Raw genomic sequence first — 23,931 nt, forward strand, 5'->3', positions numbered from 1 at the left:
TCAGATCTCTGAAGAGAGGAATACTTGTAAGAAGCCGGCGGAACCGGGCAAAACGCATGGATCTGACGGCAAACGCTCTGGATTTCCGTGTGCCCGGAAATCCACGCGCTGCCGTCCTTTCACCCCCGGCCCTCGAGACCGAAAGCCGGATCCCGCAGGCGTTGTCCATGCTACCACGGCGATGCGAGAAACGGCGCGAGAAGCCCTCTACGCGGCGAACTGGGCGGTTGCTGGTTGACACCCGAGAGGCGCCACGGCTATTTTCCGCCGTTCCTCGCTGCCGGCGAGGCGCCCACCCTTTCCCTCCCCCCGAACCGATCCCGGAAGGTGTCCTCCTCATGAAGCGGACCTATCAGCCCAGCCGTATCCGTAGGCGTCGAGTCCATGGGTTCCGCGCACGCATGAAGACGCGGGGGGGCCAGGCGATCCTGAAGCGACGCCGCGCAAAGGGCCGGAAGCGACTCTGCCCGGCGGTGCCCTCCAAGTAGGGTGGCGAGCGTCGGCGGACGGTTCCCGCGCTCAGCGCGCGTCCGGCGATCGCGAGAATTCCAGGAGATCTCACGGCGCGGGCAGCGGCGCAGCTCGGCGAATTTCGTCGTGCTGCGACGAGAGAGCCCCAGCGACGCCCGGCTCGGCGTCACGGTGAGTCGAAAGGTGGGGAACGCGGTCGTGCGCAACCGGGTGAAACGACGGATTCGTGAGTGGTTTCGCCAGGGTGGTCAGGAGCGCGTGGGAGCGCACGACGTGGTGGTGATCGCCCGCCCCCGCGCCGCAGCGCTCGGCGGGCCCGAGATCGCGGCCGAGCTCGATGCGCTGATGTCACCGCGAGCAGGTAAGCGATCATGATCGCAAACGCCTTGCGCCGGGTGTCTCAGGCCGTGTTGCGGGCGTACCAGCTCACCTTGTCTCCTCTGCTCGGGCCCCGCTGTCGCTACGAGCCGAGTTGTTCCGAGTACGCGATCGAAGCCATCGAGCGCCACGGGGTGGCGCGTGCGAGTTGGCTCACGACGAAGCGGTTGTGCCGGTGCCATCCCTGGGGTGGGCACGGCTACGACCCTGTTCCTTGAGGGAGTCCGGCTTGGATCGGAACCTATTGCTGGCATTCGCCCTGTCGTTCCTGGTGTTGTCGCTCTGGTCGATGACCCAGGAGCCGCGTCCGCGCCCCGAGGCGGAGGTAGAGGCCACGGCTGCAGCGCCGACCGAGATCGCACGCGCGGAAGAGGGTGCAGCGGGTCGCTACCCGGAGCTTGCGGATCCGAGCACGCCGACGGAGGGGGCACCGGCACCGCGCGCGATCCCGCGCGACAGCACGCCGGCGCCCGCGGCGGTCGCAGCGCAGACGATCACCGTCGAGACCGCGAAGTACCGCGCTCAACTCTCGACCCAGGGAGCCACGCTCACGCGTTGGCGGTTGCTCGACGAACTCTACGCGGACCGTTTCGGCGACCCGATCGAGCTCGTCACCCCGAGCGCGCAGGACCCGACCGTGACGTCGCCGTTCCTCGAGCTGGGCCTGGGCGACCTCTCCCGTGCCGTGTGGAACGTGACCGAGAGCGCTCGGCAGGTAGCCTTCTCGATCACGAAAAATGGCGTAACTGTTCGTAAAATATACGATTTTTCGGAAGACGACTACGACTTCCGGCTGCGTCTCGAAGTCGACAACGGCAGTACCGAGGTGATCGGGCCCGCCTTTCTCGTGGAATGGCCCCTCGAGGAGCGCAACGGCAACGACTTCCGCGAGCAGAGCGCGGTCGCACTCCACCGCGGCGAGCGAGAGCAGGAGCTCCTGGCGGGCCTGGGCGGTCGCGGCTTCTTCGGGTTCTTCACCGGGCGCGAGGAAGGCGAGCCAGTCGTCTTCGACAAGGAGGTCGATTGGGCGGGGACCCAGACGCCGTACTTCTTGTCGGCCCTGTTCCCCGAACAGCCGGCGTCGGCGAGCGCGCGCTTCCATCCGATCGAGATCGGGAAGCGCGGCGTCGTGCAGCTCTACTTCGACCCGGTCACGTTGACGCCGGGCCAATCCGCGGTGCGCGAGTACCGCGGCTACGTGGGCCCGATGGAGGTGGCGCGCCTCGAGGCGTTCTCGCCGACGGCGGTACAGGCGGTCGACTTCGGCTGGTCGATCATCGCTCCGATGACCCGCTTCTTCGCCTGGGCGCTCCACGTGCTCTACGGGATCGTGGGTAACTACGGCTGGGCGATCATCTTGCTCACGGTGCTGGTGCGGGTGGTGACGGCTCCGCTGACCGTGAAGCAGATGAAGTCGATGGAACGGATGCGGCGCATCCAGCCCAAGATGAAGGAGATCCAGGAGAAGTACGCCGACGATCGCCAGAAGCAGTCGGAAGCGATGATGAGCCTCTACCGTCAGGAGAAGGTGAACCCGCTCGGTGGCTGCTTCCCGATGCTGTTGCAGTTGCCCGTGTTCATCGGGTTGTTCTACGCGCTGCGCGTATCGATCGATCTACGGCACGCTCACTTCATCGGCTGGATCGACGACCTGTCGGCGCCGGACCTCCTGTTCACCCTTCCCGGCATCGACTTCCCGGTGCGCGTGCTGCCGCTCTTGATGGGTGGCTCGATGTTCGCGCAGCAGAAGTTGATGCCGACGACGTCGATGGACCCCGCCCAGGCGAAGATGATGTTGACGGTGATGCCGCTCATGATGACGGTCATCTCGTACACGTTTCCGTCGGGCCTGGTGCTGTACTGGATGATGAGTAACGTCCTCGCGATCGCCCATCAGCTGTGGATTGGGCGGAACCTGGAGCCGGCGGCAACCAACTGAGCCGTTCGCACAGGCGCGATCACTGTCAGGAAAGAGAGAAGGAAAGAGATGTACGACGCGAAACAGGAACTCCACGAGTTCGTCGCCGATGACCGCGAGGCCGCGGTCGCCAAGGCGTGCGCCTTCTTTGGTCTGGAGAGCGATGCGCTCCAGATCGAGGAACCGGCGGCGGGAGATGTGTATGGCCTCGGCGGCCGCACGGTCGTGGTGGCCGGGCCGAAGGATCGGAAGCCGCCGGCACCGCGCGGGCCCCGCGACGGTGGTGAGGGCCGGGGCCGCGATCGAGAGGGCCGCGGTGGACGCGACCGAGGTGGGCGCGAGCGACGCGAGCGCGGGGGTCGCGACCGCGGTGGTCGCGACGCCGCCCCGGCTCCTGTCCTCTCGGACGAGCCGTCCGTCGGCAAGGTTCAGGGCGAGCTCGGCGAGATCGGGAAGTACGTGTGCGGCGCAATCGAGCGTCTGGAGGTCGGTCCTTTCGAGATCTCCGAATCGCAGGAAGGCGACGTGACGGCGGTCGAGGTGAAGGGCGCGGCGGCCGCCGTGCTGGCAGCCGGCGAGGCGCGGGCCATCGATGCGCTGCAGCTGCTGGCGAACCAGGCGCTGGCGCGGATCCAGGACGAGGGCCGGGTCGTGCTGGATATCGAGGGCGCCTCGGAGTCGCGCGAGAAGCACCTCGAACGATTGGCGGAGCGGGCCGTGAAGCGGGCGAAGGAAGGCGGCAAGGCGATCGCGCTGGATCCCATGAACGGTCATGATCGGCGCGCCATCCACCTCGCCGTGAAGGAGCTCGACAGCGTCGCCACGATGAGCATCGGGGAAGGGCGCTACCGCCAGGTCGTGGTCGTGCCGGAAGGCGCGGATGAGTACGAAGAGGCGCTCCGCCAGAGCGAGGGCTCCTAGAGCCCGGTCGACCCCGAGACGGATCTCCCCGGGAGCCGGGGAGGAGGGCGCGCACCAGAACCGGTTGCGCGCCCTTCGTGTTTCTGGCCCTGTCCATGCCTGCATCCCGGGTGTGGTGTTGGGCTCGGCGGATGACCCCTCGCGTTCCACGTGGAACGGAGGGCTCCAGCGGCAGAGGAATCGACGCTGGGCGAGGAGGGCCCCAGGCCCCTGCGTCCGAGCGCCGCGGAGCTGACGGCGTTCCACGTGGAACGGAAGTCTCCTATCCCGCGCGAATCCCGGGTCCGACAGCTGGGATCTCGCTGGGCCGCATGGCCTCCTGGCCACGGATGTTCCACGTGGAACAGAGGCCTGCGTCCGGAGCGCACGCGTTCCACGTGGAACAGCGGAGCCGAAAGGCCGCGGAATGCTGGATATACCCCTGGACCGCCCGAGGCCGGGCGGTACTCTCGGCGCCCGTGGCCCCGGCACCGCCCGAAACGGCTCGGATCCTCGAAGCGGGCCTGGCACAGCTGGGGTTTCCCGATTCGGTCCAGGCCGACCCTCGCTGGCTGGCACTGGCGGAGCTGCTGCATCGCTGGAGCCAGCGCCTCAACCTCACCGGGCACCAGGGCGAGGCCCGGATCGCCCAAGCGCTGCTCATGGAAGCCGCCGCCCTCGAGCGCGTGCTGCCGCCGGCGGAGACTCTCGCCGACCTCGGGAGCGGCGCAGGAATTCCTGGCTTCCCGCTGGCCCTGTGCCGGCCGAATACCCGATTTCGGCTGATCGAGTCGCGAGAGCGCAGGCACCACTTCCAACGCGCCGTGATCCGGGAACTCGGGCTGGACCACGTCGAGGCCATTCGCGGGCGTGTCGAGGACCTGCCCCCGCAGCCCTGCGAAGGAGTCATCTCCCAGGCGTTCGCGCAGCCCGCCCAGGCGGTCGCCTGGATGCGCCCCTGGCTGCAGCCCGGTGGTTGGCTCGCGATCGCGACCAACCCGGATCTGCGCGTTTCCGAGATCCCCGAGCTACGCCCGGGCACGCTCCATTCCTATGCAGCGCCCGACGGACCGCCACGGGCGGCCTGGCTCCATCGCCCAGCGGGCTCACCCTAAGCGGCTGAAAAATCAGGGGAAAAGACAGGGCTTCAGGGATGGCCCCGTCCCGGATCCTGTGGTATCCAAGGGATTGTAGTCGCTTTCCCCAAGGGGAAATTCGGTGGAGGCCCGGATGCGGGCCTCGTGGCGCTGGGCGGGGCGCCTGCCGACGCCGGGGCGAGTGAGCGAGGGGTGAGAAGCGATGACCCAACCGGGCCGCGTGTTCGCTGTGGTCAACCAGAAGGGCGGAGTCGGGAAGACCACGACGGCGGTCAATCTCGCCGCCAGCCTCGCCGCCTCCGAGCGGTCGACCCTCGTCATCGACTTCGACCCGCAGGCCAACGCTTCCAGCGCGTTCGGCGAGAGCGGGAGCACGCCGCAGGTGTACGACGCGCTCAGTGGTGCATGCGTCATGAAGGACATGACGCGTGAAACCGAATTGCGTTACTTGCATCTCGTCCCTTCCGGACGCGATCTCTACGGCGCCGAGATCGAACTCGTATCCGCGATCAGCCGCGAGCGACGACTCGAGCGCGCGCTCGCCGAAGTGCGCGACGCCTACGAGATCGTCTTGATCGATTGCCCGCCGTCGCTCGGTCTGTTGACACTCAACGCACTCACCGCTGCCGACGGTGTGATCATCCCGCTGCAGTGCGAGTACTACGCACTCGAGGGTCTGGCCGGCCTGCTCGAGACCGTCGAGCTCGTGCGCCGCGAACTGAACCCGGGGCTGCAGCTCGAGGGCGTGCTGCTGACGATGTCCGACCCGCGCAACAACCTCTCGCGCCAGGTCGAATCCGAGGTGCGTGGACACTTCGGCGAGCAGGTCTTCCAGACCACGATCCCGCGCAACGTGCGACTCAGCGAAGCGCCCAGCCACGGAAAGCCGATCCTGCTCTACGACGTCCATTCGAAGGGCTCGCGCGCCTACCTCGACCTCGCGTCCGAGCTGCTGGGGCGCATTCCGCAGCCGCAACCCCCAGTATCGCCGCCGTCGCCCGCCTTCCCGCGCGCCGCCTCCGTCGAGCCCGACCCGCCGAACCCTGACGCTGCCGACGCTGCGCTCTCCACGCCGCGTCCCGAAGGAGAACTGGATGAGTAACCCGCGCAATGCCCTGGGCCGTGGGATCGGAGCGCTGTTGCCGAATCGCGGTGCCGATCCGGCCCCGATCGCTCCGCAGGCGCCCGCCGCCTCGCGGTCGGCCGCCGCTTCACCAGCGACGGAAGGCCCGCCGACCGAAGGCCGCACCGAGCTACCGATCGCACTGATCGACCCCAACCCGGATCAGCCCCGACGCGTGTTCGAAGCCGAAGGCCTCCAGAAGCTGGTCGACTCGGTGCGCATCCACGGCGTGCTGCAGCCGGTCGTCGTGCGGCGAGCGGGCGATCGCTACGAGCTCGTCGTCGGTGAGCGTCGTTGGCGGGCTTCGAAGCAGGCGGGCCTCGAGAGCCTGCCGGCGGTGATCCTCGAGATCGACCCGCGCGATCGCCTGGAGGTGGCCCTGGTCGAGAACGTCCAGCGGCGCGACCTGAACCCGATCGAGTTGGCCGTCGCGTTCCGTGCCCTCTCCGATACTGGCGCGACCCAGGAAGAGATCGGCGAGCGGGTCGGCATGGACCGCTCGACCATCTCGAATCACCTGCGTCTCCTCGAACTGCCGAAGCCGATGCAGGGCGATGTCGAGTCGGGACGCCTCAGCCTGGGTCACGCGAAGGCCCTGCTCACGGTCCAGAGCCCGGAGCGCCGCCGCCAGCTGCGCGACCGGATCGTCGAGGACCAGCTGTCGGTGCGCGCGGCCGAGGAATGGGCGCGGCCGAAGCCGAAGCCCGAGGGCACGGCGGAAGCCCGCAACCGCCCGGATCCCCACCTTCAGAGCGTCTCCGACGCCCTGCGCCAGCGCCTCCAGACCCGGGTTCGCATCAAGGGCGACGGCGAGCGCGGCCGCATCGAGATCGAGTACTTCGGCGCCGAGGACTTCGACCGCCTGACCGAGGCCCTGCTTGGCTCCTGAAGCACCCCGCGACGTGGCGCTGGCCGAGGGCGCCGTCTTCGAGGGGCTGGTGGTCCTTCCGCGGCCGGCCCGCATCGACGGCGAGGTCCGAGGTCAGATCGTGGCCGAGGCCCTGGTGTGGGTGGGACCCACCGGGCGGGTCCACACCGACGTTCAGGCCGCGGAGGTCGTGGTCGAGGGTTCGGTCGAGGGCGATATCGCGGCCCGCGGACGCCTGACCTTGGGGCCCGGAGCCGTCGTCCGAGGCGATGTCACCGCGAGTGCCCTGGAGATGGCGGAGGGCGCGCGGGTCAACGGCCACTGCCGCTGCGGCCCAACCGCCTGAGACCCCCGAAGCGCCCGTTCTAGCCGCAAAACGGGCGTGTGCGCGTCTTGAAGTTCGGGCCAGCTATGTAAGAATTGCCGCGCCCAAGCACCGGCGCGCGCCGGTCCTTGTTCCTTCCGACCCCAATCCACTCACCATCGAAACCGGAAAGGCCAGCCCGGCGTTCTCGCGCCTAGCTCCACCGCCACCCGTTTCGAGTTCAACTGGCGAGGTAAAGCGGTCCCGCTGCGCCCGGCCCCTTCCCTTGGTCCGGCCGCGACGGGATCCCCCGGTCATGAACCGATCCCTCCTCCCGCGGCTCTTCTCCCCGACTGCCCTGGCCACCGGCCTCGTGGCACTCGGGCTGTGCATCGCGCCCGAAGCGCACGCTGCCTCCGAGGGTGGCCTGCAGCTGCTTCCCGAAATGCCCGTCGCGTCCTGGGCAGAAGCCATGGGTGCGCCCTACGGGTTTCGACTCGTGGGTCTGCTCTTGTTGTTCGTGCTGCTGATCTTCCCGGTCAACGCCTTCGTGTTCCAGCCGCTGCTGCGCGTCCTCGACGAGCGCGAAGAGCGCATCGCCGGCACCAAGACGCGCGCCGAGCAGCTCGAAGCCCAGACGCGCGAGGTCCTCACCCGCTACGAGCGCACGATCGCCGAGACCCGAGAGACCACCGAACAGAAGCGTCGTGGCGCCCTCGAAGAGGTGCGCGACGAAGCCCAGCGCGAAACCGCCGCTGCCCGCTCGGACGCCGAGCAGCAGATCGAGCGTGCACGCAGCGAAGTGGCCAGTGCGCTCGAAGGCGCCCGCTCCGGTCTGCGCGCTCAAGCCGAAGAGCTGGCCCGCCAGGCCGCCTCGCAGGTGCTGGGGCGCGCACTATGACGCGACATCTGGCGACGCTCCTGGCGGTGTTGCTCGCGGCGGCTCCCGCGGCGGCGGCCGAAGGCGCCGGCCTGCTCTGGCCGACCGTCAACTTCTTGATCCTGTTCACCGTGCTGTTCGTGCTCGTCCGCAAGCCGGCCGTCCAGTTCTTCACCGATCGCCGCGAAGACATCCGCAAGCAACTCGAGGAAGCGGCCGCCTTGAAGAAGGAAGCCGAAGAGCGGCATGCCCAGTGGCAGCGAAAGCTCACCGAGCTCGACCAGGAGCTCGCCTCGATTCGCACCACCGCCGAAGAGCGGGTGGAAACCGAGCGCCAGCACCTGCTCGCGGACGCCAAGGCAGCGGCCGAGCGGATCCGCAAGGACGCGGCGACTGCGGTCGACCAGGAGCTGCGCCGGGCGCGGGGCAGCCTGCGCCAAGAGGCCTCGGAGCTCGCCGTCCAGCTCGCCAGCGGCATGTTGCGCGAGAACGTGACCGGCGAAGACCGCGATCGACTCGTCGACGAATTCATCACCCGCATCGAGCGGGCGCCGGAGGCCAGCTCGTGAGCGTGCAGAACACGGCCGCCGCGCGCCGCTACGCGCGCGCACTCTTCTCCCTCGCCCAGGACGATCAGGCCGTCGATGCCGTCCGCGGTGAGCTGCAGGGAATGGCGAAGCTCTTCGAGACCGAGCCGTCGCTGCGTCGGGCGCTGTTCCGCCCGCTCCACCCCGTCGAGCAGCGCCGCGGCGTGCTGAAGGCGGTGGGTCAGCAGCTGGGTCTTTCGGGCTCGGTGCGGAACTTTCTCGTCTACCTGATCGACCAGCGTCGCCTGGTCGACTTCGATGCGATCTGCAGCGAGTTCGATCGGCTGGCCGACGAAGCCGCCGGCCTGGTGAAGGCGCGCGTACGCGCGGCCGCGCCGCTCGGTGACGCCCAGCGCGACCGCCTGCAGCGCGCCCTGGCCGCCCGCACCGGCCGCCAGGTGGAACTCGATGTGGAAATCGATCCCGACCTCATCGGCGGCGCCGTCGCCGTGGTCGGCAACGTCGTCTTCGACGGCAGCCTCAAGACGCAGCTCGACCAGCTGCGCGACACCCTCACGAGAGGACAGTGAGCATGGATATCAAGCCCGGTGAAATCACCGACATCCTGAAGCGCGAGATCAAGGAATACGACCGGGAGATCGACGTTGCCGAGACCGGCACCGTGCTGTCGATCGGTGACGGTATCGCGCGCGTCTACGGCCTCGAACAGGCGATGGCCGGGGAGCTCGTCGAGTTCCCGGGCGGCACCAACGGGATGGTGCTCAACCTCGAAGAGGACAACGTGGGTATCGCCGTCATGGGCGAGACGACCCACGTCAAGGAAGGCGACCTGGTCCGCCGCACCAACCGCATCATCGAGGTGCCGGTCGGCGAGGCGCTCGTCGGCCGCGTGGTCGACGCCCTCGGCAACCCGATCGACGGCAAGGGCGACATCCAGACCAGCGAGAGCCGCCGCGTCGAGCTGAAGGCACCCGGCATCGTGGCCCGCAAGTCGGTGCACGAGCCGCTCCAGACCGGCATCAAGGCGATCGACGCCATGACCCCGATCGGGCGCGGCCAGCGCGAGCTGATCATCGGCGACCGCCAGACCGGCAAGACGGCGATCGCGATCGACACGATCATCAACCAGAAGGACACCGACGTCTTCTGCATCTACGTGGCGATCGGCCAGAAGCAGTCGACGGTGGCCCAGGTGGTCGACAAGCTCACCCAGTACGGCGCCATGGACTACACGATCGTGGTCGCCGCCGGCGCGAGTGAGTCGGCGCCGCTGCAGTTCATCTCGCCCTACACGGGCGTCACGATGGGCGAGTGGTTCCGCGACAACGGCAAGCACGCGCTGATCATCTACGACGACCTCTCGAAGCAGGCCGTCGCCTACCGCCAGCTCTCGCTGCTGCTCCGCCGCCCGCCGGGACGCGAGGCCTACCCGGGCGACGTGTTCTACGTCCACTCGCGGCTGCTCGAGCGCGCCGCGAAGATGAGCGACGAGCTCGGCGGCGGCAGCCTCACGGCGCTGCCGATCATCGAGACCCAGGCCGGCGACGTCTCGGCGTACATCCCGACCAACGTCATTTCGATCACCGACGGTCAGATCTTCCTCGAGACCGACCTCTTCAACTCGGGCATCCGCCCCGCGGTGAACGTGGGTATTTCGGTGTCACGGGTGGGCGGTGCTGCCCAGACGAAGGCGACGAAGAGCGTCGCCGGTACGCTGAAGCTGAACCTCGCCCAGTACCGCGAGATGGCGGCCTTCGCCCAGTTCGGCAGCGACCTCGACAAGGCGACCCAGGAGCAGCTCGCGAACGGCGAACGCCAGACCGAGATGCTGAAGCAGCCCCAGTACACGCCGCTGCCGATGGAAGAGCAGGTCGTTTCGATCTACGCCGGCACGCCGAAGGATGACCGTGCGTCGTGGGTGCGCGAGCTCGAACTCGAGGACATCGCCCGCTACGAGGCGGAGATGCTCGAGTACGTCCGTACCCGCCACGGCGACGTCCTGAAGAGCATCCGCGACAGCGGGAAGCTCGAGGAAGACACCGAAACGAAGCTGACCGCGGCGCTCGACGAGTTTGCGAAGGTCTTCACGGCGAGCTCCGGAAGCGCGGCTGCGTAAGTGCCGAGCCTCAAGGACATCAAGCGGCGCATCACCAGCGTCGAGAAGACGCAGCAGATCACCCGCGCCATGCGCATGGTGGCGGGTGCGAAGCTGCGTCGCGCGCAGGAGGCGATCGAGTCGGCCCGGCCGTACGCCGAGCGCATGCGCGCCACGCTCGCTGAAGTGGCGGCCGCGCAGAAGGACAGCGAGCACCCGCTGCTCAAGGCCCACGACCAACAGAAGACGGTCGAGTTCCTGGTCGTGACCTCGGATCGTGGCCTGTGCGGTGCGTTCAACAGCAACGTGATCAAGGCCGCCCGCGCAGCCGTGGCGGAGCGCGAAGCCGAAGGGCGCCAGGTGTTCATCAGCACCGCCGGCAAGAAGGGTCGCGAGGCCTTCCAGCGAAAGCACGCGAGTGCGCTGACCGAGCACTACGCCCAGGACGGCTGGGTCACCTACGGTCAGGCTGCCGAGGCTGCCCAGTACCTCTCGCGCCGCTATGCGAACCAGGAGATCGACGAGGTCGTGCTCGTCTTCGCCGAGTTCGTGTCGGCCATGAACCAGACCCCGCGCGTCGTTCGCTTGCTTCCGTTCACCGCAGAAGAAGTCGACGAGGACGCGGAGACGCTGCCCTACGAGATCGAGCCCGATCCCGAGAAGCTCCTGGCGGTGTTGGTGCCGAAGGCCGTCGAGATCGAGATCTTCCGGGCGCTCCTCGAGAACCAGTCCGGTGAGCACGCCGCCCGCATGGCCGCCATGGAGTCGGCGACGCGGAACACGGAAGAGCTCATCGAATCCCTCACCCTCCAGTACAACCGTGCGCGCCAGGCCGCGATCACGAAGGAGCTGGTGGAAATCGTCAGCGGCGCCGAAGCCCTCTAGGCACGGCGCCCGAATCATCCTCAACCCCGTCCGCCGGCCGACCGGCGGTACCCAAGCACATCACCCGCCCGCGCAAGCGAGACCGAAGGTCGAAGCGCGCCGTGAGCCGGAGGCGAACGAAGAGAACAATGGAAGCAGGCAAGATCGTCCAGATCATGGGCCCCGTCGTGGACGTCGAGTTCCCGCCCGGGGGACTTCCCGAGATCCTCACCTCGCTGAAGGTGACCAACCCCGGCATCGACGAGCGCGACGACAACCTGGTGCTCGAGGTGGCCCAGCATCTCGGTGAGAACACCGTGCGCACGATCGCCATGGACACCACCGACGGTCTGCGCCGTGGCCAGGAAGTGCGCAACAGCGGTGACGTGATCCGCATCCCGGTGGGCGAGGCCACCCTGGGCCGCATCATGAACGTGATCGGCGAGCCGGTGGACGAGCGCGGGGAGATCTCGGCCCAGTCGACCTACCCGATTCACCGCGAGCCGCCGGAGTTCGTGGACCAGTCGACGAGCGTCGAAGCCTTCGAGACGGGCATCAAGGTCGTCGACCTGATCGCGCCCTACCCCAAGGGCGGCAAGGTCGGTCTGTTCGGCGGCGCCGGCGTCGGCAAGACCGTCGTCATCCTCGAGCTGATCACCAACATCGCGAAGGAGCACTCGGGCTACTCGGTGTTCGGCGGCGTGGGGGAGCGTACCCGCGAGGGCAACGACCTCTGGAACGAGATGGCCGAGGCGAAGACGCCGGATGGCATGACCGTGCTCGACAAGGCGGCCCTGGTGTTCGGCCAGATGAACGAGCCGCCGGGAGCCCGTGCGCGCGTCGGCCTGACGGCGCTCACCGCCGCCGAGTACTTCCGCGACGAGGAAGGGAAGGACGTCCTCCTCTTCATCGACAACATCTTCCGCTTCACCCAGGCGGGCTCCGAAGTGTCGGCGCTCCTCGGGCGGATTCCCTCGGCGGTGGGCTATCAGCCGACTCTGTCCACGGACATGGGCGAGCTGCAGGAACGCATCACCTCGACCACCAAGGGTTCGATCACCTCGGTGCAGGCGATCTACGTCCCCGCGGACGACCTCACCGACCCGGCGCCGGCGACGGCGTTCACCCACCTCGACGCCACGACGGTGCTCTCGCGCCGGATTTCGGAGCTGGGCATCTACCCGGCGGTCGACCCGCTCGACTCCACCAGCCGGATCCTCGATCCGCAGGTGGTCGGCGACGAGCACTACCAGGTCGCGCGCGGGGTCCAGCAGACCCTGCAGAAGTACAAGGACCTGCAGGACATCATCGCCATTCTCGGGATGGACGAGCTGTCGGACGAGGACAAGCTGACCGTGTCGCGGGCGCGAAAGCTGGAGCGCTTCTTCTCCCAGCCCTTCCACGTGGCCGAGCAGTTCACGGGTACCCCGGGCGTCTACGTCCGGCTCGAGGACACGATCCGCGGCTTCAAGGAAGTGCTCGAGGGCAAGCACGACGATCTGCCCGAGCAGGCCTTCTACATGGTCGGGACGATCGAAGAGGCCATCGAGAAAGCGAAGCGGATGTCCTGATGGCGCTAGAACTCACCATCGTCACTCCCGCGGGCGCGGCCTACGCGGGCCCCGTGGACGGCGTCGTGTTGCCGGGCACCGAGGGCGACTTCGGTGTGCTCCCGGATCACGAGCGCTTCCTCTGCCCGCTGCGGGTCGGCGAAGTCCAGATCCAGAAGGACGGCTCCACCGTCTATGCCTCGGTCGCCGACGGTTTCGCCGACGTGTCGAGCGAAGCGGTCGCGGTGCTGGTCGACTCCTGCGAGCTCGGGGGTGACATCGATACGGCGCGCGCCGAGCTGGCGCTCCAGCGGGCCGAGCAGGGCCTGTCCGAGCTCGGCTCCGCGCCCGATGACGAGGCCCGACTCGCCGACTTCGAGGCCGCAGTGGCCCGCGCACGCAACCGCCTTGCCGTGAGCCAGCGCTGAACGGCGCGATCGACACCCACACATTGACGCGCGTCATGACGCGCCGGAGCCTCCGTTCGCCGGTTCCGCGTCTGGACCGGTGCGCGCCTTGACGACGTCCCGGGAGATCCCGGTCGACCAGCGCCTGATCTTCGCGCTCGACGTTCCCAGCTATGACGCAGCGTTGGCGCTGGCCGACCAGCTCGGCGACAGCGTCCAGTTCTACAAGCTGGGTCTCGAGCTCTCGACCAGCGGGCGCTACTTCGATCTGATCCGCGAGCTTCGCGACCGCGGGAAGCGGATCTTCGCGGATCTGAAGTTCTACGACATCCCGGCCACCGTGGCGGGGGCGGTTCGCGGACTGGCCCAGAACGGGGTGGATTTCGCCACGGTCCACGGCAATCCCTCGATGATCGCCGCCGCGGTCGCCGAGCGCGGATCGGTCCGGCTCCTGGCCGTGACGGTGCTGACCAGCATCGATGACGCAGAGTTCGCCGATCTCGGGTTCCGCGGGACCATCGAGGAAGCGGTCATCCACCGCACGCGGCGCGCCGTCGAGCTCGGGTGTGACGGCGTCATCGCGTCCGGCCTGGAGGCGCCCGCGCTGCGCAAGGCGGTGGGAGAGGATTTCCTGATCGTCTCCCCGGGCATCCGTCCCCGCGACCGGACGGACGACCAACGCCGCGTCGTCACGCCGGAAGACGCCTTCGCCCGGGGCGCGGACCACATCGTGGTCGGGCGCCCGATTCGTGACGCGGAGGATCCCCGCGCCGCGGCCCAGGCGATCCAGGACACGATCGCCCGCGCCCTGGCCTGATCGCGTCAATACGCGTGTGAGCTCGGCGCTAAGCCATGACGCGGGTGTCGTCGACGCGCGTCAGACGCGTGCGTCATGGCCTCGAGACGCGCTCAGCCGGTCTTGCGGGACGCCTTGAGCCGGACCTTGCCGTCCTCGACCGCGACCCGGAACGAGAACTGGGCTTCGGCCCCGAACTTCTTCGTGAGCTGGGCGCGCTGCTTCTCGATCACGCCCTCCACCTTCTCGCGCGTCAGACCCTTGACGCTCTCGCCGCAGGCGAGGCGGGCGTCCATGTAGTTCTGGAAGAGGTCCTCGCCCCTGCCAGCATCGGGCTTCGGGCCAGGCGGACCGCCGACCTTCGAGCCACCGACCCCATGGATCTTCGCCTTGAACTGGTGGCGCTCGTAGGTGCCCGCCTCGATCTTGCGCAGCGTCTCGTCCCACTGACGCCGGAAGGCCTGGAACCGGGAACACAGGCTGCTGAACTTGAAGCGCGCACCCGTGTTCTGGATGTGGAGGTTCGAGAGCTTCGCGACCATCTTGTTGACGTCGCCGCGCAGCAGGACCGGCTCGCGGGGCCGGGTTCCGAGGAAGTACTGGTCGTACTCCCGCTTCAGCTGCGAGAGCTTGTGATCCAGGATCTGCAGCTGCTCTTCGATCGTTTCACCGGCCACGCCACCCGGTTCGGGCTCCCGGCAGCGAGACTTGAGCAAATCGGGGCTCTTTCGCCACAAATCTGCGATCGAGGCCAACCGGCACCAAGCCGCCTCCACCATGACGCGATACTGACGCACTCGCCTGACGTGCACTAATGACGCGCGTCACGGGCAGCCTTGACGCAACCTGGAGGCGCGCCGGAGCTAACCTGCCTTGATGGCGGTCGGAGCGCTGCGGGTGGGGATCATCGGATGCGGCAGCGCCGGGCCGGCGGCGGCCCTGCTCCTGGCGACGGCGGGTCACGCCGTCGAGCTCTTCGAACGCGCGCCCGCGCTCCTGCCGGTGGGGACCGGGTTCATGCTCCAGCCCACCGGTTTGCAGGTCCTCGAGGTCCTCGGGCTCCGAGACGCGGCCGCGGCGCACGGTGCGCCCCTGGTGGGCATCGACGCCGCGACGGACAGGGGCCGGCGTCTACTCGACCTCCGCTACGACGATTGGCTACCGGGCGCGCGCGCCTATGGCATGCACCGCGCGACCCTGCTCGAGATCCTCGCCGCGGCCCTCGAGGCCGCCTCGGTTCCCCTGCACACGGGATCGGACGTCACGGGCTGGGAGGCCGATGGGGACGCGCGCTGGCTGTGCGTCGACGGTCAGCGCCAGGGACCCTTCGACCTGGTGATCATCGCGGGCGGCGCGCGCTCCGCCGCTCGCGGCTGGACCGGCCTGCCCCACCGCGCGCGCCCCTACCCCTGGGGTGCGCTCTGGACGATCGCGCCCGACCCCGAGCGGGTGTTCACCGACACCCTCCAACAGGTCGTTCGCGGTACCCACACGATGGTGGGTTTCCTCCCGACGGGCACCCGCGGTGACGACTCGACTGCCACCCCGCTGGTCAGCTTCTTCTACAGCGTGCGGGCCGACGCTGAGGCCGCTGTGCGTGCCGCCGGTGCCGAAGCCCTCCACGCCCAGATCGTTTCCCTCGAACCGCGTGCAGCGCCGCTCCTCGAGACCGTGCCGATCGAGGCCTGGTCCTTCGCCGGCTACCTCGACGTCGTGATGCCGCGCTGGCACGGCGACGGCTGGGTCGCTCTCGGCGATGCGGGCCACGCGATGAGCCCTCAGCTGGGCCAGGGGGTGAACCTGGCCCTGTGGGACGCCTGGGTGCTGGCCCAGTGCCTCGCGGAACACGACGCACTCGACACCGCGCTGTCCGACTACACAGCGCGCCGCCGCGTCCACCTCGCCTTCTACCAACGCTTCACGCGCTGGCTCACACCCTTCTTCCAGTCGTCGATCCCGAGCGCCGGGTTCGTCCGCGACCTCGCCCTGCCCCTCGCGCTGGGGATTCCACCGCTGCGACGTCAGATGATCCGCACGATGGCCGGGGTAAAGCGCGGCTTCCTGCGCCGCAGTCTTCGACTCTCCGAGTCCTCGATCTCCGAACGACTTCGCGCCGACGCGTGACTTCGATGCGTCGCGCCCGACGCCCCCCGAGTCGAACGGTCCGCCGCGCGTGACCGCCGATCGATCACGCGCGCGACGCTTGGCGACCACTGTCAACCGACCTTGCGGCGCTTGAAACGCGTAGCGATTGCAAACGCTCGATCCTCTCCACGATCTGCGTGACCAACGTCACACCCGCGCAACTCGCGCAACACAACTCCGGAACGGCGACCACACGCTCTCGAGGGCCGCCGATCGTTCGGTGGTCGGACGGGGCGCATCGAGCTTCCCCGCACTCGGCGCGTCGGGCTGCAAACCGCGGGGAAACTCGTGAGGTGACCGCATGTCCCGGTACACGAACCTCTCCGAAGAACGAAACCGAAGTACGAGACTCCGTTGGATCCCGCCCGCTGCGCTTGCGTCGTTCGCGGCGGTCATTGTTCTCTGGGCGCCCGCCACCGGAACGGCGGGCCGCATCAGCAACGGCGACACGCCGCATGCCTGGTTCGAAGGGCTTCGCGACGCCAACGACCCGTCGATCATCATCGACGAGCGCTGGGACGCCACAGCCGGAACCGACACGGGCTGGGTTTGGAAGCCCGGAACCAACCCGACCAACGAGATTCCGCCGATCGCAGCGGCGAGTGGGAGTTGGTTGAAGTCCTACGTCTCGTACCACGGGTTCGAGGCGCCCGGCATGGTGATCCTCGACGATGCGCTGGCCGAGTACCGCACGGGCCAGCTCTATATCGGTGGCTGGGACGCGGACCACCTCGGCGATCCACCCCCCACGCCCCCGGGACTGCTGCTCCCGGTGGACGTCGGCGCGACCGGCACGCTTCGCATCTCTGACGGGAAGCTCCAAGTGGGGAAGTACGCGTCGGAGGCGGGCTCGGGCGATCCCGAGTTCACGAAGGCCTATCTGCGCGTGGGCTACTTCGGTGCTCGCGGGCTCTTCGAGCAGACCGGCGGCGAAGTACACACGACCAAGAAGGTATCGATCGCCATGGGTTCGGCAGATTCGATCGGCGTGGTGGACCTCAAGGGAGGCGAGCTTCGCACGCCCGGCGTCGATGTCGGCGTCCAGGGGCTCGGAATCCTTCACGTGAGCGGAGGTCACCTCGAGGAAGGCTACGACGATCCCGAGGATCCCAACAATCCCGCCTTCGATCCCGTCGAAGATATCGAGGTCGTCGGATCGAGCATCGGCCGTGGCTATAGCTACACGAAACAGCAAGGGAGCTCGCACTATCCGAACGACTTCGTTGAAGACGGTTCCGGGCGGATTCCTGGCATCGGCATCGCCGACTTCTCTGGTGGCACGAGCATCTTCCATGAAGTGGTCACCGTAGGGACGCTGGCCGGGTCGTTCGGCGTGATGCACGTGCGGAACGACGCGACGGTGACCCTCAACAAGGGAATCCGCGTCGGTGACCAGGGGATGGGCAGCCTGATCGTGGACGGTGGGACCTTTTCCACCAAATCGATGACGATGGGCTCGTCTTCAGCTCCGCACCACACAGGCCAGTCGGCGGTCACGATCCGCAACGGCTCGTTCACCGTGGATCAGAACCTCGGCATCGGAAACGTGGACGGAACGGGCGTGTTCACGGTGATTGGCCACGGTGCGGACATCGATGTGGGCGGAAACCTGACGGTTTCCTCGCGCAGCCAGCTGCGTTTCGAGATCACGACCGTCTCGGACGTCAACGGAAACGACGGCATCGCGCCGATCGTGGTGGCCGGCAACGCCCACTTCTCCAACTTCCCGAAGATCCACGTATTGTTGGAGGACATCGAAGATCGTGCGTCCGACCCCGTGCCGTCCTCGGGGACGGTCTACACCCTCGTGTCGGCGGGTTCGTTCTCTGGTCCGCAACCGACCCTGGTGGCGGACGCCATCTGGACGACGTGCTACGACGCGACCAACGCGACGATCTCCGCCGTCTACGACGGGACCTGTCCCTAGTTCGCATCGACCCGCGCCCCGGGGTCCGACCCCTCGCGGCGCGGGTCAGCGCGCCAGCAGCGCGGACAGGTTCAGCGCGTCCGGCTTCGGGACCTCCCCCGGCGCCAGGGGCGGAACCTCTCCGAGCCAGGGGGCACGGGGGTCGCGCCGCAGCACTTCGAGGTTCGCCGCATCCGCTTCCGAGAGCGGGCCGGTCGAGTGGCTGATCACGAGCCCCGCGACGGGTACCCCGGCGCGCTCGGCGGCCGCGAGCGACAGCCAGGTGTGGTTGATGGTCCCGAGGTTCGCCCGCGCGACGAGCACCAGCGGGAGCGCCCAGCGCTTTGCCAGCGCGAGCATCGAGCAGTCATCGGTCACCGGGACGAGCACGCCACCGGCGCCTTCCACCACGAGGAAATCATGACGTGCGCGCAGGGCTTCGAAGCCCGCGTCGAGCGGTTCGAGCGACAACTGGCGCCCTTCGTCCCGCGCTGCCGCCGTCGGCGCCGACGGCTGGGCGAACCGCATGGGGCACACGGCTTCGAGCGGGTCCGGGTTCCCCGCCGCTTCGCGCAACGCCTGGGCGTCGAGCGGACCGTCCGGTCCCACACCGGTTTCGATCGGCTTCATGACGCCCACGTCGACGCCGCGTTCCCGCAATCCACGGGCAATCGCACACGCCACGACCGTCTTGCCGACGCCGGTATCGGTGCCGCTCACGAACACGCCGCGCGCGGAAGTCACAGGCGTCGCGCGATCTCGTCGGCCACCGCGTCGGCGAGCGCGTCGATCTCGCCGTCGGTGTGGGTGGCCATCGGGGTGATGCGCAGGCGCGCGGTTCCTTCGGGCACCGAGGGGTGTCGAATCCCCTGGGCATAGAAGCCGCGCTCGAGCAGCGCCTCGCAGACCGCCATCGTCGTCGCGTTTTCGCCGATCTGGACGGGCACGATCTGCGTGGTGCTGGGCGCCGTGGCGATGCCGTGATCCGCGAGTCGCGCGCGCAGTCGCGCGGCGTTCGCCTGCAAGCGTTCGCGCCGCGCGGGCTCGCGTTCGACGAGCCGCAGCGCCGCGCTCGCGGCCGCGACCTGGGGCGGGGCCAGCGCACAGCTGAAGATGAAGGAGCGGGCGACGTTGACGAGCAGCTCCCGCAGTGCGTGACTGCCGACGATGAAGGCCCCAAAGGAACCGATCGCCTTGCCGAGGGTGCCGAGCAGGACGTCGATGCCATCCTTCACGCCGCAGAGCTCGGTGCTGCCCCGCCCTCGCGCGCCGAGCGTGCCGGTGCCGTGGGCGTCGTCGAGCAGCACCATCGCGTCGAAGCGCTTCGCCAGCGCGACCATCTCGGCGACCGGCGCGACGTCCCCATCCATGCTGTAGACGCCGTCGATCGCGAGCAGCACGCGCCGGTAGTCGCGCGCGGCTCCTTCGAGCGCGGCTTCGAGGGCTGCGACGTCGCCGTGGGGAAAGACGCGGACGTCGGCCTTCGAGAGCCGGCAGCCGTCGACGATCGAGGCGTGGGAGAGCGCGTCCGAGACGACCACGTCGCCGCGTCCGACCAAGGCGGGGATCACGCCGACGTTCGCCGCGTAGCCGGTGTTGAAGGCGAGCGCGGCTTCGGTGTCGAAGAACTTCGCGAGGCCTTCCTCGAGCTCTTCGTGGAGCCGCAGGTTGCCGTTGATCAGACGCGAGCCGCCGCTCGCGCAGCCGTAGTCGCGCGCCGCGCGACTCGCCGCTTCGACGACCTCCGGGTGATGCGCGAGGTCGAGGTAGTTGCTGCCCGCGAAGAGCAACACCTCGCGCCCATCGACGACCATCCGAGGCGCCTGGGCGCCGTCGAGCACGCGCATGCGACGGTGGGTCCCCCGTGCGCGAATCGCGCCGAGAGTCTCCGCCGCAACGTCGGCGACGCTCACGCGTCCCCGCGCGCGATCTCGGGCTTCAGGATCTCGCCGTCGCCGCCGCGCAGTCGGAACCCGCCGTCATCGGAGACGGCGATCGGTGCATCGTGGGGCGAGGGGGCGAGCGGGTTGCCTTCCACCTCGAAGCCCGCCTCGCGGATCATCCGGTAGGTGTCGTTCACCGCGTCGCCCTTCGTGGTGAGGTAGCCCTCGACGAAGAGCGAGTTCGCCGGCCAGAGCGCGAGCGGTTCGAGGTGACGCAGGTGGCCTTCGCGTCCACCGGCCGCGCGCAGCTCGGCCCGCGGATTGATCAGGCGCATCAAGCACAGCGCGCGCAGACAGCGCTCGGGTGAAAGGCTGCCGTCGTCGGTGACCAGGTTGCCGTCGATCGGGATCAGGAAGTTCACCGGGATCGAGGGCACTTCGAGCTCCCGCAGCCGGAAACCGACTTCGAGCACGTCCTGACTGGTCTCGCCCATGCCGAGGATCAATCCGCTGCAGGGCTCGATGCCGCACTTCCGCGCGGCGACCAGCGTGTTCACCCGGTCCTGATAGGTATGGGTCGAGCAGATCTCGCCGTAGTGAGACTCGCTCGTGTTCAGATTGTGGTTCAGGCGATCGAGTCCGGCGTCGGCGAGGATGCGCGCGTGCTCTTCTTCGAGGAGGCCGACCGAGAGACACACCTCGATCGGGTAGCGCTCCTTCACCTCGCGCACCGTGTCGGCGAGCTTCCGGGTGAGGGCCAGGCTCGGGCCCCGGCCCGACATGACCATGCAGTACCGGCTCGCCCCCGACTTCGCGGCGTGCTCGGCCTCGGCGAGGATCGTCTCGCGGTCCTTCATCTTGTACTTGCGGATCGGAGCGTCGGAATCGCGCGACTGGGAGCAGTAGCCGCAGTCTTCGGGGCAGAGGCCGTTCTGCACGTTGTTCAGCACGTGCACCATGACGCGCCGGCCGAAGTGACGTTCGCGCGGGGCGAAGGCCGCGTGCAGCAGCGGGAGGAGCGCGACGTCGTCGCCATCCAGGATCCACAGCGCGTCGGCCTCGGACGGGGCCTCGTCGGCCAGGGCCCGCTCGGCCAGCTTCTGGTAACGCTCGAACACGGCGAATCTCCTCGGGAAACTGCGACCTCGGGGGATCCCGGCCGCGAACCGCCGCCAAGCTAGGGGCCCGGTCGGGGCCCTGTCAACCGAAGCCTCGCGCCGGGTTGACAGCCCCGGGGTCCCAGCGGGCCCGCTACCTTGGCGCCGATGGGGCGTCCTCGGAGCATCTACGCCTGCCGCGAGTGCGGGGCGCAGCAGCCGCGTTGGCTGGGTCGCTGCCCCGAGTGCGGCGCCTGGGGCAGCCTCGAAGAGGAGGCGGTGGGAGGCAGCACGGCGGCGCCCACCCTCGACGTGGCCTCGCCCGAGGCCAGCCCGGTCGGCGCCAAGCCGCGGCGTCTGGCGGAGATCGACGCCGACTCGGTGCCGCGCCTGGCCAGCGGCATCCCCGAGCTCGACCGGGTGCTCGGCGGGGGCTTCGTCCCGGGCTCGGTGACCCTGCTCGCCGGTGAGCCGGGCATCGGGAAGTCGACCCTTGCGCTGCAACTCGCCGCCAGTCTCGAGTCTTCGCGGCCCGTGCTCTACGTGGCCGGCGAAGAGAGCCCCGAACAGATCCGGCTGCGTGCCGATCGTCTACCCCAGCTCCCCGAGAACCTGGTGGTGCTGCCCGAGACCCGCGTCGAGGCGCTGGCGGCGCCGTGGCGCGAGACCGCGCCCGGCCTCGTCCTGGTCGACTCGGTCCAGACCCTACGCAGCGAGCGCGTCGAGTCGGCGGCGGGCTCGGTCGCCCAGGTGCGCGAGAGCGCGGCCCTGCTCGCGTCGACGGCGAAGGCCCACGGCACGGCGCTGGTGCTCGTCGGCCACGTCACCAAGGAAGGCGCCATCGCCGGGCCGCGCGTCCTCGAACACCTCGTCGACGTCGTGCTGCAGTTCGAGGGAGACCGCTTCCACGCCTTCCGTCTGCTGCGTGCGCAGAAGAATCGCTTCGGGTCGACGCAAGAAGTGGGCGTCTTCCACATGAGCGGCGCAGGCCTCGAGGCCGTCGCGAACCCGAGCGAACGCTTCCTCGCCGAGCGGCGCGGCGGCGCGCCGGGTTCGTGCATCGTGCCGCTGCTCGAAGGCACGCGACCGATGCTGATCGAGATCCAGGCGCTGGTGGCACCGGCGGGCTACGGCACCGCGCGGCGCACCGCGATTGGCGTCGACGACGCGCGCTTGGCGCTGCTGCTCGCCGTGCTCGACCGTCGCGCCCAGGTCGACCTGGTGTCGCGCGATATCTACGTCAACGCGGTGGGTGGCGTGCGGGTGCGGGAGCCCGGTGCCGACCTCGGTCTGGCGCTCGCGCTTGCGTCGAGTCGGCTCGACGTCCCGCTGCCCGTCGACGCGGCGGCCTGCGGTGAGGTCGGCCTGGGGGGTGAGATCCGCCGCGCGAGTCGACTCGATGCCCGCGTGGCAGAAGCCGCGCGCTTGGGGTTCCGCCAGCTGCTGGTGCCGGCGGGGACCGAAGACGGCCTCTCCACCCCGGCCGGCGCGCGCCTCATTCCCGTCTCCGAAGTCGGCGAGGCGGTGGCCTGGCTGCGTTCAACCCCCGTTCACAATTCCTGAGGACGTCCGTTAACCCCCGGTTTTTGTTCATTTTTTAGGATCTGCGGACTTTGACAGCCCGAACCGCAATGGCTAGGGTGGTCGCGATGACGCATGGAGCCCCCCAAGCCGCGTCCTTCCCCGCGGTGATGGATTCCCTCTCGGACGAGCTGTCGCTCGTCGAGGGCGTGATGCGAGAGCAGCTTGCCACCGCCGGCGAAGTGCTCGCCCTGGTGGGCGACCACGTGCTGGCCTCGGGGGGGAAGCGGATGCGCCCGGCCCTGGTGCTGCTGGCCGCCGAGCTGTGTGGCTATACGGGCCCGCGCCGGATCCACATGGGTGCGGCCATCGAGCTGATGCACACCGCGACCCTGCTCCACGACGACGTCGTCGACGTATCGGAGATGCGGCGCGGGCGGCCCTCGGCGAACGCGATCTGGGGCAACCGCCGCGCGGTGCTAGCGGGCGACTTCTTCTACGCGCGCTCTTCCACGCTGATCGTGGAGGACGGCAACCTCGACATCCTCTACGTGTTCGCGAACGCGATCCGCAGCATGGCCGAAGGCGAGTTGCTGCAGCTGCAGCACAGCTTCGACCTGTCGATCACCGAGTCGCACTACTTCGCCGTCATCGAACGCAAGAGTGCCGCGCTCTTGTCGACCGCCTGTGAAACCGGTTCGATTCTCGGTGGCGTCACCCGCGCCGAGCGCCGCCGCCTGGCCGAGTACGGCCGCGAGCTCGGACTGGCGTTCCAGCTGCGCGACGACTCCCTCGACTACGAAGACCGCGAGGCCGACCTGGGCAAGCGCCCCTACGACGACCTGCGGGAAGGGAAGGTGACCTTCCCCCTGCTGCTCGCGTTGAAGCGCTGCTCTTCCGCCGAGCGCGACGCGGTGGGTGCGCTGCTCAAAGCCGTCGCGCGCTTCGCCGACGCGGGTGAGCCGGTCTCCGACGACGTCGACCTCGATCCGGCGATCGACGTCGTGCGCCGCCACCGGGGCATGGAAGACACGGTCCGACGCGCCGAAGAGCACGCCGCCCGCGCGCGCGCAGCGATCGCCCCCTTCGCCGATGGCCCCGCAAAGCGGGCCCTGCTGGCGGGTGCCGACTTCGCCGTCTCTCGCGATCGCTAGATCGCCCTCGCTTCGCCCCGCATCGG

Annotated in this window: 24 protein-coding genes and 1 pseudogene; 21 read left to right on the plus strand and 4 right to left on the minus strand. The window is 68.8% G+C overall.

Annotation, left to right across the window (positions count from 1 at the left end; translation table 11 throughout):
- Window positions 1–338: 338 nt before the first annotated feature.
- The 17 genes and pseudogenes from rpmH (at window position 339) to pyrF (ending at window position 14,220) form a co-directional block, all read left to right on the plus strand.
- A complete protein-coding gene (gene rpmH, locus AAF430_06740; GenBank protein MEM7409912.1) occupies window positions 339–488 on the plus strand; it encodes a 50S ribosomal protein L34 in 150 nt (49 codons plus the stop codon).
- 1 nt (window position 489) lies between these two features.
- A complete protein-coding gene (rnpA, locus tag AAF430_06745; GenBank protein MEM7409913.1) occupies window positions 490–846 on the plus strand; it encodes a ribonuclease P protein component in 357 nt (118 codons plus the stop codon).
- Window positions 843–1,064, plus strand: a pseudogene (gene yidD / locus AAF430_06750) (membrane protein insertion efficiency factor YidD). Before rnpA ends, yidD begins: the two are co-directional and overlap by 4 nt.
- Before the next feature lie 14 nt (window positions 1,065–1,078).
- Window positions 1,079–2,788 (plus strand): membrane protein insertase YidC, encoded by a 1,710-nt coding sequence (gene yidC, locus AAF430_06755; protein ID MEM7409914.1) that lies wholly within the window; start codon window positions 1,079–1,081, stop codon window positions 2,786–2,788.
- Between the two features lie 48 nt (window positions 2,789–2,836).
- Window positions 2,837–3,688, plus strand: coding sequence for a R3H domain-containing nucleic acid-binding protein (locus AAF430_06760; protein MEM7409915.1), 852 nt, complete (start codon window positions 2,837–2,839; stop codon window positions 3,686–3,688).
- A 458-nt stretch (window positions 3,689–4,146) separates the two neighbouring features.
- Window positions 4,147–4,782 (plus strand): 16S rRNA (guanine(527)-N(7))-methyltransferase RsmG, encoded by a 636-nt coding sequence (gene rsmG, locus AAF430_06765; GenBank protein ID MEM7409916.1) that lies wholly within the window; start codon window positions 4,147–4,149, stop codon window positions 4,780–4,782.
- Between the two features lie 184 nt (window positions 4,783–4,966).
- Window positions 4,967–5,866, plus strand: coding sequence for a ParA family protein (locus AAF430_06770; GenBank protein MEM7409917.1), 900 nt, complete (start codon window positions 4,967–4,969; stop codon window positions 5,864–5,866).
- Window positions 5,859–6,776 (plus strand): ParB/RepB/Spo0J family partition protein, encoded by a 918-nt coding sequence (locus tag AAF430_06775; protein MEM7409918.1) that lies wholly within the window; start codon window positions 5,859–5,861, stop codon window positions 6,774–6,776. The genes AAF430_06770 and AAF430_06775 overlap by 8 nt, the downstream gene beginning before the upstream one ends.
- Window positions 6,766–7,101, plus strand: coding sequence for a polymer-forming cytoskeletal protein (locus AAF430_06780; protein ID MEM7409919.1), 336 nt, complete (start codon window positions 6,766–6,768; stop codon window positions 7,099–7,101). The genes AAF430_06775 and AAF430_06780 overlap by 11 nt, the downstream gene beginning before the upstream one ends.
- Before the next feature lie 274 nt (window positions 7,102–7,375).
- A complete protein-coding gene (locus tag AAF430_06785) occupies window positions 7,376–7,960 on the plus strand; it encodes an ATP synthase F0 subunit B (GenBank protein ID MEM7409920.1) in 585 nt (194 codons plus the stop codon).
- Window positions 7,957–8,508: an ATP synthase F0 subunit B gene (locus AAF430_06790; protein MEM7409921.1), complete on the plus strand. Its 552-nt coding sequence runs from the start codon at window positions 7,957–7,959 to the stop codon at window positions 8,506–8,508. Before AAF430_06785 ends, AAF430_06790 begins: the two co-directional genes overlap by 4 nt.
- Window positions 8,505–9,056, plus strand: coding sequence for an ATP synthase F1 subunit delta (atpH, locus tag AAF430_06795; protein MEM7409922.1), 552 nt, complete (start codon window positions 8,505–8,507; stop codon window positions 9,054–9,056). The genes AAF430_06790 and atpH overlap by 4 nt, the downstream gene beginning before the upstream one ends.
- A 2-nt stretch (window positions 9,057–9,058) precedes the next feature.
- Window positions 9,059–10,603 carry a F0F1 ATP synthase subunit alpha gene (atpA, locus tag AAF430_06800; GenBank protein ID MEM7409923.1) on the plus strand — a complete coding sequence of 515 codons (1,545 nt, stop codon included), beginning with the start codon at window positions 9,059–9,061 and terminating at the stop codon, window positions 10,601–10,603.
- Entirely contained in the window at window positions 10,604–11,467 is an 864-nt protein-coding gene (atpG, locus tag AAF430_06805) for an ATP synthase F1 subunit gamma (protein ID MEM7409924.1), read from the plus strand.
- A gap of 128 nt (window positions 11,468–11,595) precedes the next feature.
- Window positions 11,596–13,017, plus strand: a complete 1,422-nt coding sequence (gene atpD / locus AAF430_06810; GenBank protein MEM7409925.1) for a F0F1 ATP synthase subunit beta — start codon at window positions 11,596–11,598, stop codon at window positions 13,015–13,017.
- Entirely contained in the window at window positions 13,017–13,424 is a 408-nt protein-coding gene (gene atpC, locus AAF430_06815) for an ATP synthase F1 subunit epsilon (protein MEM7409926.1), read from the plus strand. Before atpD ends, atpC begins: the two co-directional genes overlap by 1 nt.
- 79 nt (window positions 13,425–13,503) lie before the next feature.
- On the plus strand, window positions 13,504–14,220 hold the full coding sequence (gene pyrF / locus AAF430_06820; GenBank protein ID MEM7409927.1) for an orotidine-5'-phosphate decarboxylase: 717 nt from the start codon (window positions 13,504–13,506) through the stop codon (window positions 14,218–14,220).
- A 92-nt stretch (window positions 14,221–14,312) separates the two neighbouring features.
- Here pyrF and AAF430_06825 read toward each other — a convergent pair whose 3' ends face one another.
- A complete protein-coding gene (locus tag AAF430_06825) occupies window positions 14,313–14,876 on the minus strand; it encodes an MXAN_5187 C-terminal domain-containing protein (GenBank protein ID MEM7409928.1) in 564 nt (187 codons plus the stop codon).
- Between the two features lie 199 nt (window positions 14,877–15,075).
- Here AAF430_06825 and AAF430_06830 point away from each other — a divergent pair, with 199 nt between their 5' ends.
- Both AAF430_06830 and AAF430_06835 read left to right on the plus strand, forming a co-directional pair.
- Entirely contained in the window at window positions 15,076–16,323 is a 1,248-nt protein-coding gene (locus tag AAF430_06830; GenBank protein ID MEM7409929.1) for an NAD(P)/FAD-dependent oxidoreductase, read from the plus strand.
- Window positions 16,324–16,645: 322 nt separating this feature from the next.
- A complete protein-coding gene (locus AAF430_06835; GenBank protein MEM7409930.1) occupies window positions 16,646–18,271 on the plus strand; it encodes a hypothetical protein in 1,626 nt (541 codons plus the stop codon).
- A gap of 45 nt (window positions 18,272–18,316) precedes the next feature.
- Here AAF430_06835 and bioD read toward each other — a convergent pair whose 3' ends face one another.
- The 3 genes from bioD to bioB all read right to left on the minus strand — a co-directional run bounded on the left by bioD (window position 18,317) and on the right by bioB (window position 21,251).
- Complete coding sequence (gene bioD / locus AAF430_06840) at window positions 18,317–18,994, minus strand: dethiobiotin synthase (GenBank protein ID MEM7409931.1); 678 nt, start codon at window positions 18,992–18,994, stop codon at window positions 18,317–18,319.
- Window positions 18,991–20,097, minus strand: a complete 1,107-nt coding sequence (gene bioF / locus AAF430_06845) for an 8-amino-7-oxononanoate synthase (GenBank protein MEM7409932.1) — start codon at window positions 20,095–20,097, stop codon at window positions 18,991–18,993. The genes bioD and bioF overlap by 4 nt, the downstream gene beginning before the upstream one ends.
- Before the next feature lie 62 nt (window positions 20,098–20,159).
- Window positions 20,160–21,251 (minus strand): biotin synthase BioB, encoded by a 1,092-nt coding sequence (gene bioB, locus AAF430_06850; protein MEM7409933.1) that lies wholly within the window; start codon window positions 21,249–21,251, stop codon window positions 20,160–20,162.
- A gap of 147 nt (window positions 21,252–21,398) precedes the next feature.
- Between bioB and radA the strand changes: the two genes are divergently transcribed.
- Complete coding sequence (gene radA, locus AAF430_06855) at window positions 21,399–22,793, plus strand: DNA repair protein RadA (GenBank protein ID MEM7409934.1); 1,395 nt, start codon at window positions 21,399–21,401, stop codon at window positions 22,791–22,793.
- 86 nt (window positions 22,794–22,879) lie between these two features.
- Window positions 22,880–23,905 carry a polyprenyl synthetase family protein gene (locus tag AAF430_06860; protein MEM7409935.1) on the plus strand — a complete coding sequence of 342 codons (1,026 nt, stop codon included), beginning with the start codon at window positions 22,880–22,882 and terminating at the stop codon, window positions 23,903–23,905.
- The last annotated feature ends 26 nt before the right edge of the window (window positions 23,906–23,931 follow it).

It is taken from the genome of Myxococcota bacterium (assembly GCA_039030075.1).
Taxonomy (GTDB): domain Bacteria; phylum Myxococcota_A; class UBA9160; order UBA9160; family SMWR01; genus JAHEJV01.